The 12,581-nt window shown below is 48.4% G+C and carries 11 protein-coding genes; 10 read left to right on the top strand and 1 reads right to left on the bottom strand.

The window, feature by feature from the left end:
* Positions 1-39: 39 nt before the first annotated feature.
* Entirely contained in the window at positions 40-2,664 is a 2,625-nt protein-coding gene (gene ppc, locus ACXAGX_RS00435; RefSeq protein ID WP_474821706.1) for a phosphoenolpyruvate carboxylase, read from the bottom strand.
* 197 nt (positions 2,665-2,861) lie between these two features.
* Between ppc and ACXAGX_RS00430 the strand changes: the two genes are divergently transcribed.
* From ACXAGX_RS00430 to nqrM, 10 genes are all read left to right on the top strand, one after another.
* The gene (locus ACXAGX_RS00430; RefSeq protein ID WP_474835959.1) at positions 2,862-3,518 is read left to right on the top strand and encodes an FKBP-type peptidyl-prolyl cis-trans isomerase; all 657 of its coding nucleotides are present in this window, start codon (positions 2,862-2,864) and stop codon (positions 3,516-3,518) included.
* A 135-nt stretch (positions 3,519-3,653) separates the two neighbouring features.
* Positions 3,654-4,832, top strand: a complete 1,179-nt coding sequence (fabV, locus tag ACXAGX_RS00425) for an enoyl-ACP reductase FabV (protein ID WP_474821699.1) — start codon at positions 3,654-3,656, stop codon at positions 4,830-4,832.
* Positions 4,833-5,439: 607 nt separating this feature from the next.
* Positions 5,440-6,777 (top strand): Na(+)-translocating NADH-quinone reductase subunit A, encoded by a 1,338-nt coding sequence (locus ACXAGX_RS00420; RefSeq protein WP_474822432.1) that lies wholly within the window; start codon positions 5,440-5,442, stop codon positions 6,775-6,777.
* A 3-nt stretch (positions 6,778-6,780) separates the two neighbouring features.
* Positions 6,781-7,980 carry an NADH:ubiquinone reductase (Na(+)-transporting) subunit B gene (locus ACXAGX_RS00415; RefSeq protein WP_474821697.1) on the top strand — a complete coding sequence of 400 codons (1,200 nt, stop codon included), beginning with the start codon at positions 6,781-6,783 and terminating at the stop codon, positions 7,978-7,980.
* The gene (locus tag ACXAGX_RS00410) at positions 7,970-8,734 is read left to right on the top strand and encodes a Na(+)-translocating NADH-quinone reductase subunit C (protein ID WP_474821695.1); all 765 of its coding nucleotides are present in this window, start codon (positions 7,970-7,972) and stop codon (positions 8,732-8,734) included. Before ACXAGX_RS00415 ends, ACXAGX_RS00410 begins: the two co-directional genes overlap by 11 nt.
* 12 nt (positions 8,735-8,746) lie before the next feature.
* A complete protein-coding gene (locus ACXAGX_RS00405) occupies positions 8,747-9,379 on the top strand; it encodes an NADH:ubiquinone reductase (Na(+)-transporting) subunit D (RefSeq protein ID WP_070125457.1) in 633 nt (210 codons plus the stop codon).
* 5 nt (positions 9,380-9,384) lie between these two features.
* Positions 9,385-9,993, top strand: coding sequence for an NADH:ubiquinone reductase (Na(+)-transporting) subunit E (nqrE, locus tag ACXAGX_RS00400; RefSeq protein ID WP_474821691.1), 609 nt, complete (start codon positions 9,385-9,387; stop codon positions 9,991-9,993).
* Between the two features lie 20 nt (positions 9,994-10,013).
* Positions 10,014-11,243 carry an NADH:ubiquinone reductase (Na(+)-transporting) subunit F gene (gene nqrF, locus ACXAGX_RS00395; protein ID WP_474821687.1) on the top strand — a complete coding sequence of 410 codons (1,230 nt, stop codon included), beginning with the start codon at positions 10,014-10,016 and terminating at the stop codon, positions 11,241-11,243.
* 63 nt (positions 11,244-11,306) lie between these two features.
* Complete coding sequence (locus ACXAGX_RS00390) at positions 11,307-12,329, top strand: FAD:protein FMN transferase (protein ID WP_474821685.1); 1,023 nt, start codon at positions 11,307-11,309, stop codon at positions 12,327-12,329.
* Positions 12,330-12,341: 12 nt separating this feature from the next.
* Positions 12,342-12,575 (top strand): (Na+)-NQR maturation NqrM, encoded by a 234-nt coding sequence (gene nqrM, locus ACXAGX_RS00385; RefSeq protein WP_474821683.1) that lies wholly within the window; start codon positions 12,342-12,344, stop codon positions 12,573-12,575.
* The last annotated feature ends 6 nt before the right edge of the window (positions 12,576-12,581 follow it).

Here is a 12,581-nt window from a genome sequence, read left to right as displayed (position 1 = left end):
GTTTTCACGACGGCTTTGTTCATTATGGCGAAGACCGGATTAACCGGTGTTGCGCATACCGATTGCAATACCGGCGATGGTCACCATCATGGCACGTTCTAGTACCGCATTCTGCGCGTCGTCACCGGCTGCACGAATACGCTCTAGCAGTTCGATTTGCAGATAATGCAGAGGCTGCAAGTAACCGGCACGGATATTCATCGACTCTTTACCCATCGGGTCTTTGTCCATGATGCTTTCCTGACCGGTGAGTGCCAGCAGAGATTCCACACTTTCTTTCAGCTCGTCACGCAGCGCCTGACCAAAGTGCTTCAGCTCATCCGGTACCAAGCGCTCGTCATAAGCTTCACTGATTCGTGGATCTGCTTTGTTAAACACCATGTCCAGCATAGACAGACGTGAACGGTAGAATGGCCATTCAGCAAACATTTCTTCCACGACCTTAGCGTCGCTTTCTGCCTTTACAGAATCGATAGCGCGCATTACGCCAAGCCAGGAGGGCAGAACCAGACGGGTTTGTGCCCAAGCGAAAATCCACGGGATAGCACGCAAACTTTCAATGCCGCCCTGAGGTTTACGCTTAGAAGGACGGCTACCTAACGGCAGTTTGCCCAGCTCTTGCTCTGGCGTGGCTACACGGAAGTAAGGTACGAAGTCTTTATCTTCGCGCACGGTTCCGCGATAGTTGTCACGACCATTAGCGGCCATCTTGATGATAAGTTCACGCCACTCTGGCTTCGGCTCCGGTGGCGGGAACAGCATGGCTTCAATAATCGCAGACGCGTAAATACCCAAGCTTTGCTTCGCCAGTTTTGGCATACCGAATTTATAGCGGATGGTTTCACCCTGCTCGGTAACACGGAAGCCACCTTCCAGTGAACCAGGAGGCTGTGAATGAATAGCTGCATGTGCAGGCAGACCACCACGACCAATCGTACCACCGCGACCGTGGAACAGTGTCAGTGTGGTTTCAAATTCATCGGCAACTTGTACCAGTGCTTCCTGAGATTCGTACTGAGCCCAACCTGCAGCCAGCGCACCGGCATCTTTAGCAGAGTCAGAGTAACCAATCATCACATACTGACGGCCTTTGATGTAACCACGATACCAGTCGATAGACAGCAGCTTACGCATAACTGAAGGCGAGTTATTCAGGTCGTCGAGGGTTTCGAATAAAGGGGCTACCGGCATTGGCCAGTCTACACCTGATTCTTTCAACAGTAATTGAACCGCCATGACATCAGATGGCTCACTGGCCATTGAAATGATGTAAATACCGAAACCTTCTTTACTGTGCTGAGAGATAACTTTACAGGTATCGAGCACTTCTTTTACATCGTCAGACGCTTCCCATTGCGCAGGGAACAGCGGACGCTTAGAGCTAAGTTCACGCAGCAGGAAAGCCTGTTTGTCTGCTTCACTCCATTGCGCATAGTCACCTAAGCCAAGGTAGCGGGTAATCTCACTGAATACATCGGCATGGCGCTCTGAGTCCTGACGTACGTCCAAACGCAGCAGGTGAACACCAAAACACTGTACCCGGCGGATAGTGTCGAGCAGCAAGCCATTGGCTGTCACTGGCATTCCGCACTCGATTAATGAGTCGTAGCACAGCATCAGAGGCTCAAGTAGCTCATCGTTGTGCTGAACCCAGGTACTTTGGTCAACTTTCTTGCCTGCCAGATAATCAGCAATACCGTCGCGGGTTTCGCCACAGCGGCGAACCAGTGGGCGCAACAGCGAGCGATAAGGTTCGTTGGCATCAGCGCCAACGGCTTCACGCAGGGCATCGCTGCAATCGAACATCGACAGTTCTACCTGCAAACGGTCGAGATCAGAGGCAAACAGTTTTGCAGCACGCTTACGGGCCAGCAGTAATACCTGTTCAGTTACTTTTGACGTTACAAACGGGTTACCATCACGGTCGCCACCCATCCAGGAGCTAAACTGAACCGGTGCGGCATCTAGAGGCAGATTGACTTTGTAGTCTGACTGCAAACGCTCGTCGAGGTCACGGAGGAAGTCAGGTACGGCTTCCCACAGCGAGTTTTCGATAACGGAGAAGCCCCAACGCGCTTCATCAACCGGGGTAGGGCGAACAGAACGAATTTCTTCGGTATGCCACGCCTGACTGATTAAATCAGCAATACGGGTTTCAACGCGGTCGCGCTCTCGATCTTCAAGGGTGTCCTGGTGAATATGCTTCAGGCACTGTGCTAACTCTTTCTGTTTATGAATGAGTGTACGGCGAGTCACCTCGGTAGGGTGCGCCGTGAGTACCAGATCAATTTTCAGTTTTGAAACCGCTTTCTGTACGTTTTCAACATTGAGATCAGCTTTATCCAGGTGTTCAAACAGCGCATCTAACGACGCATCTACGCTCATCGCACTGTTGTATTCCTGCTCAGCAATATTGCCCAGAGTCAGGAATTGTGCAAATGCCCGGCCAACCGTCAAAAGATCAGAATCTGAAAGTTTTTTGAAAATTTCTTTCAGGTTTTCGCTACAGGTTGCGTCGCCCTGATATGAAGAACGACCATCTTTTCTGATGGTCTCAATGCGGTCTAACCATTCTTGACCCAATTCAGCTTGAATGGTTTCGCCAAGGACTTTCCCCAGGTACCGAACTGTGTCTTTAAGTTCAGCATCATAGTGTGATTGCATAGCATCCTCCTACTGTATATGCCCATAACCATACTTCAAAATTGTTAAACTTGTCTAACGTCATTCCGTTATAAATTAAACCTTAATGAAAAGTTCATTTAACAAATCCCAAGCCCCAAGCATGTTGCAGGCTGATATGATACACTCCGTGCCAGGTTATTTAGCATGCACTTTGAGTAACGAAATGCGGCTAAATAATGTACAAATCTTGTAATTTACTTTCAGGAGTCAATGTGACCGATAAATATACCAGCGTAGAAACGCAAGCAAGCTATGGTGTTGGTTTCCAAATGGGAGAGCAGCTTAAATCCAATCCGTTCGAAGGCCTGTCTCTAGATGCAGTACTCGATGGTCTGAGCGATGCGTTCAATGGTCAAGCCTCACAGGTTGATACCGACACGCTGCGCAACGCATTTGGTGAAATTCACCAACGCATGCAGGCTGCTAAAGCTGAGCAAAGCAAAGCGGTAATTGAAGAAGGTAACGCTTACCTTGCAAAAAATGCAGAACGTGATGAAGTTACGGTAACCGAAAGCGGTTTGCAATATGAAATTATTGAAGCCGGTGAAGGTGACAAGCCTGCTGCAGACAGCACGGTTCGCGTTCATTATCACGGTACACTGATTGATGGTAGCGTATTTGACAGCTCTTACAAGCGCGGTCAGCCTGCAGAATTCCCAGTAAACGGTGTGATCCGCGGCTGGACTGAAGCACTGCAGTTAATGCCAGTAGGTGCAAAATGGAAACTGTACATTCCTTACGATCTGGCATACGGCGAACAGGGTGCAGGCGGCGCGATCGCCCCTTACTCTACGCTGGTATTCGATGTTGAGTTACTCGACATCCTGGGTTAATCCCCATGGCGGCAGTGCGTACACACTGTCGCTACCTTCCTGCCTGTATGGCATCTTCACACGACATCTGCTCAGAGTTGTAAATGCCACAGACGCGATTACAATACGCGCACAATTATCAAAGGAAAAACTACTATGGTTATCAAGCCTAAAGTCAGAGGCTTCATCTGTACTAACGCACACCCAGCGGGTTGTGCTGCTTCAGTAGCAGAGCAAATTGATTATGTTCGTCAGCAGGGCGACCTTGGTGACGGCCCTAAAAATGTGTTGGTTATCGGTTGTTCTACCGGTTACGGCTTGGCATCACGTATCACTTCCGCTTTTGGCTATGGTGCGAAAACCTTAGGTGTTTGTTTCGAAAAAGAGCCGACTGAGCGCAAAACAGCGACAGCGGGCTGGTATAACACTGCAGCATTTCATCAACAGGCTGAGCAAAATGGCCTGTACGCAAAAACCTTAAACGGCGATGCTTTTTCAGATGAAATGAAGGCGCAGGTGATTGAACAAATTAAAGCAGACCTGGGTTCTGTTGATTTGGTGATTTATTCACTGGCTTCTCCACGCCGTACCGACCCGGTAAGTGGTGAAACCTTCAAGTCGACATTGAAGCCAGTAGGTCAGGCCTATACCACTAAAACTTACGACACCGACAAAGATAAAGTGCACGATGTCACCCTGGAACCTGCCAACGATGAAGAAATTCACAACACTATCAAGGTAATGGGCGGTGAAGACTGGGAACGCTGGATGGATTTCCTCGGCGATGCTGGCGTGCTGGCTGAAGGTTGTAAGACCACGGCCTATACTTACATCGGTAAAGAGCTGACTTGGCCTATCTACGGTCAGGCGACTATCGGTAAGGCGAAAGAAGATCTCGACCGCGCGGCCGCTGCCATTATCGGTAAGCACACTGATAAACTGGTTGAGGCAAACGTGTCTTCATTAAAAGCCCTGGTTACCCAGGCGAGTTCAGCTATTCCGGTTATGCCGCTTTACATTTCACTGATTTACAAAGTGATGAAAGAAGAAGGCACCCATGAAGGTTGTATTGAACAAATCTTTGGTCTGTACACAGAGTGCCTTTACGGTGAAACCGGCGCGGTAGACGAAGCAAATCGCTATCGTATGGACGGGAAAGAAACCAACGATGCCACCCAGGCGAAAATCAAGGCACTGTGGGATCAGGTAACGCAAGACAACTTCCATGAATTAAGTGATTACGCTGGCTATCATCATGAGTTCCTCAAGTTGTTTGGATTTGATATTCCAGGTGTAGATTACGAAGCCGACGTTGATACTGTGGTTAAATGGTAATCTGACAAAATAATAATAAAGCCGTCGACAGACGGCTTTTTTGCGTTTTACGTCAGAATATAGGCGTTAAGTCTTAGATTTAAATCACATTCAGTGTGGTAGTATTTTCAGCCATTCCGAAGTATTGGCATCTGCCAGTGAATAGCGCGCTCACTTTCTGAGCAGTCAGGCCGAGATGGTCTACACTAGAAAAGCGCCTGACATCGCAGGTTGTTACCTGTGTATTGCAAAATTAACCAGCGGTTATATTAAAAATTAACAAATATTGTGGATTATCCATTATTTGCATAGCGTAACGCGTTGCGATGATGCTAAAATCCCGTAGTTAAGTAGAGGGCGTTTTATTCTCTGCTTCCGGTTTTTACTTCAACACCGCTTCAGTAGTAGCTATGGGGCTGGTTTCAGTAAAAACAACGGCCCTAATAATAAGATATTCTCGGCACGTATCGAGATTTACCGCCAGAAACTGGTTGGTGAGAACGCTGCAACGGAAATTCAATAAAACTTTGGGTGACGGATACCTGATTAAGAAGTGCGCTTCTGCATGCAGGCAGCTCAGGCTGCAGTTATGCATAAGGGTTCTTCTATTAGAGTAGTGCGATTACGTATGATAAAAATCAAGAAAGGTCTCGACCTCCCTATCAAGGGAGCGCCGCAACAGCAAATCTCCGATGGAGCTGCTGTCACGCGCGTTGCCGTTCTGGGAGAAGAATATGTTGGCATGCGTCCTACCATGCATGTCCAGGTTGGTGACAAAGTGGCTAAAGGCCAGATTCTTTTTGAAGACAAAAAGAATCCAGGCGTGAAGTTCACTGCACCGGCTGCGGGCGAAGTGGTAGAAGTAAACCGCGGCGCCAAACGTGTTCTTCAATCTGTTGTAATTAAAATCGAAGGCAGCGAAGCTGTTACTTTCGACAAAATTGCTGCAGACCAGATCGCTAGCGCATCCAAGGAACAACTGCAAACTTCACTGGTAGACTCCGGTCTATGGACTGCTTTACGCACCCGTCCATTCAGTAAAGTACCTGCGGTAGGTTCTACTCCTTCATCCATCTTTGTTAACGCAATGGATACCAACCCACTGGCTGCAGATCCTGCAGTAATCATCGCTGAGCGTAGCGACGATTTTGTTGCTGGCTTAAAAGTGCTTAAGCAACTTTCAGGCGGTAAGGTATACGTGTGTAAAGCAGCAGGTGCTTCAGTATCTACCGGCGATGCAGCCGTTGATGTTGAAGAGTTCGGTGGTCCACACCCGGCAGGCCTGGCTGGTACGCACATTCATTACTTAGATTCGGCAGGTGCGAAGAAAATCGTTTGGTCAATTAATTACCAAGACGTATTAGCTTTCGGTGCCTTCGTGACTACGGGTGAAGTTGATAACCGTCGCGTTGTTTCTTTGGCTGGTCCTGCAGCGAAAAATCCTCGTCTGGTACGTACGTTACTGGGTGCAGATATCGCTGAACTGACTGCCGGTGAGCTTAACGAAGGTGAAGTGCGCACGGTTTCTGGTTCTGTATTGAACGGTACCACTGCACGCGGTGTTCATGGTTTCCTTGGTCGCTATCACCTACAGGTGTCTGCGCTGATGGAAGGTCGTGAGAAGAAATTCCTTGGCTGGATCACCCCTGGTTCAGACAAGCACTCAGTAACCCGTGCTTACTTGGGTCACCTGGGTAGCAAAGATTTCGACATGACTACCACTACCAACGGTTCAGAACGTTCTATGGTTCCAATCGGTAACTACGAGCGTGTTATGCCTCTGGATATTCTTCCAACACTGTTACTGCGTGACCTGATTGCAGGCGACACCGACAGTGCTCAGGCTATGGGTTGTTTGGAGTTGGACGAAGAAGATTTAGCGCTGTGTACCTACGTGTGCCCAGGCAAATACAGCTACGGTCCAATTCTGCGTAACTGTCTGACCACCATTGAGAAAGAGGGTTAAGTCATGGGTTTAAAAGCCTATCTGGAAAAAATCGAACCAAATTTCGAGCCAGGTGGAAAGTACGAAAAGTGGTATGCCCTGTACGAAGCAGCTGCAACCATCTTCTACACTCCTGGTATGGTTAACAAAGCCGGTACCCACGTACGTGACAGTATCGATCTGAAACGCATCATGATTATGGTGTGGATCGCGACTTTCCCGGCAATGTTCTTCGGTATGTATAACATCGGCCTGCAAGCGCAAGACGCTATTGCTGGCGGTGCATCTCTACCTGATTCATGGCAGGCTGGCCTGTTCACTGCGCTGGGCGGCGATATCGCTAACGCCAGTGGCCTGGGTCTGTTCTTCTACGGTGCCTGCTTCTGGTTGCCAATCTACGCGGTAACATTTGCGGTAGGTGGTTTCTGGGAAGTGCTGTTTGCTTCTGTACGTAAGCACGAAGTAAATGAAGGCTTCTTCGTAACGTCTGTACTGTTCGCACTGACAATGCCTGCTACTGTGCCTCTGTGGCAGGTTGCACTGGGTATTACCTTCGGTGTGGTTATCGCTAAAGAAGTCTTTGGTGGTACCGGTCGTAACTTCCTTAACCCTGCTCTGGCAGGTCGTGCATTCCTTTACTTCGCGTATCCAGCAGCAATGTCTGGCGACAAAGTATGGGTAGCGGCTGACGGTTACTCGGGTGCAACTACCCTGGGTCAAGCGGCAACAACTGGCTACGACTTCTCTGATACCGCTGCATGGTGGGACCATTTCTTCGGTTTCATTCAGGGTTCTTCAGGCGAAACCTCAACCTTAGCAATTATGCTGGGTGGTCTGTTCATCATCTACATGCGTATTGCCAGCTGGCGAATCGTTGCGGGTGTAGCGGTAGGTGTGGCGTTCTTCGCAACCTTACTGAACATGATCGGCAGCGACACTAACCCGATGTTTGCAATGCCTGCGCAATGGCACTTTGTTGTCGGCGGTCTGGCTTTCGCAATGTTCTTCATGGCAACTGATCCGGTATCTGCGTCATTTACCAACCAGGGTAAGTGGGCTTACGGTATCTTCATCGGTTTCATGACCGTACTTGTACGTGTGCTCAACCCGGCCTTCCCTGAAGGTGTAATGCTGGCAATTCTGTTTGCCAACCTGTGGGCGCCACTGTTCGACTATTTCGTCGCGCAAAGCAATATTAAGCGGAGGGTAGCTCGTGTCGGCTAAGAAAGAAACTTTAGGAAAAACAGTTGGCGTTGTTGTTGCCGTCTGTCTTGTTTGCTCCATTATCGTATCAGGTGCTGCGGTAGGTCTGCGCTCTCAGCAGCAGGCTAATGCTAAGCTCGATAAGCAAACTAACATTCTTACTGCTGCAGGCCTTTACAAAATGGGCATGAGCAGTGACGAAATCGATGCAACGTTTAAAGAGTTCGTCCAAACGCGTTATGTTGATTTAAGTACTGGTGAATTCACTGAAAAGCCGTCTGAAGACTACGACATGTACAAAGCGGCTAAAGAAGACGAAACCAGCATCAAGGTTGAAAACAGTAATGTTGGCTTCCAGCGACGCGCAAAGGTAGCAAGTGTTTACCTGGTTGAAGACGAAGCTGGTGATGTTTCCCGCGTGATTCTGCCAGTTCATGGTAGTGGTCTGTGGGATCTGATGTACGGTTTCCTGGCTGTTAAAGCTGATGGCCAGACTGTGAAAGAGCTTATCTATTATCAGCAAAAAGAAACGCCAGGACTTGGCGGTGAAGTGCAGAACCCATCCTGGCAGGCTAAGTGGGATGGTAAGAAGCTGTATAAAGACGGCGACGTGGCTATCGAGGTTAAGAAAAACGCTAACCCTGAAAGCCCATACTCTGTTGACGCACTTTCCGGCGCGACCCTGACCAGTAACGGTGTTGAAAACACCATTCAGTACTGGGTAGGCGAGCAGGGCTTCGGTCCTTTCCTTAAGAAACAAGCATGGCGTTCATAAAGGATACTTATCGTGGCTGACACTAAAGAAATGAAAAAGGTCCTCTTTGGACCGATTCTCGACAACAACCCAATCGCCCTGCAGGTACTTGGTATCTGTTCAGCTCTGGCGATTACTACTAAGCTGGAAACGGCTCTGGTTATGGCTCTGGCCCTGACCAGCGTAACGGCGTTCTCCAACTTGTTTATTTCCGCAATCCGGAACCAAATCCCATCAAGCGTGCGGATCATCATCCAGATGACGATTATCGCGTCGCTGGTAATCGTGGTAGACCAGATTCTGAAAGCTTACTCTTATGAGATATCCAAGCAGCTTTCGGTGTTCGTTGGTCTGATTATTACCAACTGTATCGTAATGGGTCGTGCAGAAGCGTATGCGATGAAGAGTCCTCCGCTGATGAGCTTCTTAGACGGTATTGGTAATGGCCTGGGTTACTCCTTCATACTGATTTGTATCGGTACAGTGAAAGAACTGTTCGGCTTCGGCACCATCTTAGGTTTCGAAATTCTGCCTCTGGTACAAAACGGTGGCTGGTATCAGGCGAACGGCCTGCTTATCCTGCCTTTCAGCTCATTCTTCCTGATCGGTGGTATGGTGTGGATTCTGCGCACCCTGCGTCCTGAACAGGTTGAGCCTAAGGAGTAATGGTCATGGAACATTATCTGTCTTTATTTGTTCGTTCGATTTTTATCGAAAATATGGCGCTGTCATTGTTTCTGGGTATGTGTACGTTTTTGGCCGTATCCAAGAAAGTTAAAACAGCGATGGGTCTGGGTGTAGCGGTTATCGTGGTACTGGGTATTTCTGTTCCAGTTAACCAGATCATCTACGTAAACATTCTGGCTCCGGGCGCACTTGCTTGGGCTGGCTTCCCTGATGCGGACCTGAGCTTCCTGAACTTCCTGACCTTCATCGGCGTTATCGCTGCGTTGGTTCAGATCCTGGAAATGGCGCTGGATAAGTTCTTCCCTGCACTTTACAACGCACTGGGTATCTTCCTGCCACTGATCACAGTTAACTGTGCAATCTTCGGTGGTGTTGCATTCGCGGTTCAACGTGAATACAGCCTGGGTGAGAGCTTCGTGTACGGTGTTGGTAGCGGCATCGGCTGGGCGTTAGCAATTGTACTGCTGGCGGCTGTTCGCGAAAAACTGAAGTATGCTGATATGCCTGATGGTATTCGTGGTCTGGGCTCTGTGTTCATGATTGCGGGTCTGATGGCGTTAGGCTTCCAGTCTTTCACTGGTATCGCGCTGTAATAACGCAAAGGAGCATATAAATGAGTATTGAAATGTTACTTGGCGTTGGCATGTTTATTGTCATCGTTCTGGCACTGGTATTTATTATCATGTTTGCCAAATCTAAGTTGGTACCAAGCGGTGACGTAACTATCATGATCAACGACGATCCTGAGAAAGCGATTACTACTCAGCCTGGCGGCAAGCTGTTAGGCGCGCTGGCAGAAGCGGGTATCTTCGTATCATCTGCTTGTGGTGGCGGTGGTTCTTGTGGCCAGTGTCGTGTAGACATCAAAGAAGGTGGTGGTGAGATTCTGCCTACCGAACTTGATCACATCACTAAGCGTGAAGCGCGTGAAGGTTGCCGTCTGTCATGTCAGGTCGCGATTAAGCAAGACATGAAGATTGAGCTGGAAGAAGAAATCTTTGGTGTTAAGAAGTGGGATTGCGAAGTTATCTCCAACGACAACAAAGCGACCTTCATCAAAGAGCTTAAGCTTAAAATTCCTAACGGTGAAAGCGTTCCTTTCCGTGCTGGTGGTTATATTCAGATCGAAGCACCTGCTCACCACGTGAAATATAAGGATTACGATATTCCTGAAGAGTATCGTCCAGACTGGGAACGTTTTGGTTTCTTCGACATCGAATCTAAAGTTGATGACGAGACCATCCGTGCCTACTCAATGGCTAACTACCCTGAAGAAGAAGGTATTATTATGCTGAACGTGCGTATCGCTACGCCGCCGCCTAATAATCTGTCTCTGCCTGCGGGCAAGATGTCTTCTTACATCTGGAGCCTGAAAGAAGGTGATAAAGCGACTATCTCTGGTCCGTTCGGTGAATTCTTCGCTAAAGAGACTGACGCAGAAATGGTATTCATCGGTGGTGGTGCAGGTATGGCGCCAATGCGTTCACATATCTTCGACCAGCTTCGTCGACTGAAATCAACCCGTAAGATTTCATTCTGGTACGGTGCCCGTTCACTGCGCGAAATGTTCTACGTAGAAGATTTCGACGAACTGGCCAAAGAGAATGATAACTTCGAATGGCACGTCGCACTGTCTGATGCGCAGCCTGAAGATAACTGGACTGGTGCAACAGGTTTCATCCACAACGTATTGTTGGAAAACTACCTGAAAGACCACCCAGCACCGGAAGACTGTGAATTCTACATGTGTGGTCCTCCTGTGATGAACGCAGCTGTTATTAACATGCTGAAAGATCTTGGGGTAGAAGACGAAAATATCATGCTTGATGACTTTGGTGGTTAATCAGCAAACGGTATAATTGAAAAGGGGGCTTAGCCCCCTTTTTTAGTCGATAAAGGATAACAAGTGATTAGTCAGTATTTGCGGATTGGTATCGTTTTTCTTGCTGGTCTGCTTCTGAGTGCCTGTGCTCAGGAAGCAAAACAGGTTGTTCATCTTCATGGCAACACCATGGGGACAACCTACAATGTAAAGTATGTGATTGATGAACGCGGACAAATTGAAGGTCTGCAGGATGAGATCGATGCGCGTTTGGTAGAAATCAATAAGCTGATGTCTACCTACGACCCAACGTCAGAATTATCTCGCTTCAATCAGAATCGTTACACAACGCCTGTGGCTCTGAGTGCTGAAACAACGAAAGTAGTGAATGAAGCGCTTAGACTCGGTGAACTTAGTCACGGTGTATTGGATGTAACGGTAGGCCCGTTGGTAAACCTTTGGGGGTTTGGTCCGAATAAGCGCCCTGAAAAAGTACCTAGCGAAGAGCAAGTTGCAGAAGTGCGCGCCTATGTTGGTCTTGATAAAATCAATATGACGCCGGATGGATTGCGTAAGTTGCACCCAATGGTTTACGTTGACCTATCGACCATCGCCAAGGGCTATGGTGTCGATCAGGTTGCGGAAATCATGGAGAAGAATAACGTACATGATTATCTGGTAGAAATCGGCGGCGAAATGCGCGTGAAGGGCGAACGGGGCAATGGTGAGGAATGGTTGATAGCCATTGAGAAACCCGTGTCAACGGAACGCTCTGTACAGAAAATTGTCTCAGTGGGTACCAATGCAATTGCAACGTCGGGTGACTACCGCAATTACTATGAGATGGATGGCAAACGTTATTCGCATTTGATTGACCCGCGCACGGGATCACCAATCACCCATAATCTGGTGTCGGTTACTGTGGTGCATCCGTCATCAATGACAGCTGATGGTTTAGCTACGGCATTTAACGTGATGGGCTGGGATGAAGCAAAAGCGCTTGCGGAGAAAGAGGATTTAGCCGTATTTCTGATCAAACGAACGAAAGACGGATTTGAAGAATATGCTTCGCCACAGTTCGATGAAATCGTTGAAGTGAAAAATTAGGAGTCGTTAACTATGTCCACCTTTATTCTCGCATTCGTATTCTTTCTCGCCATGGTGATGGCCATGGGTGTTGGATACATGGTGCAAAAGAAGTCTATCGCCGGTAGCTGCGGCGGGTTAGGTGCGCTGGGTATTGAAAAGGCCTGTGATTGCCCGGAGCCTTGCGACCGGAAAAAAGCGCGCATGGAAAGAGAAGAAGCCCGTCAGAAGAAAATTGCGGAATGGAAAGACAACCAGATCCTGTAATGGGTA

The organism is Alteromonas sp. ABV4_515, assembly GCF_056160345.1.
This window is presented reverse-complemented; position numbering and strand designations above follow the sequence as displayed.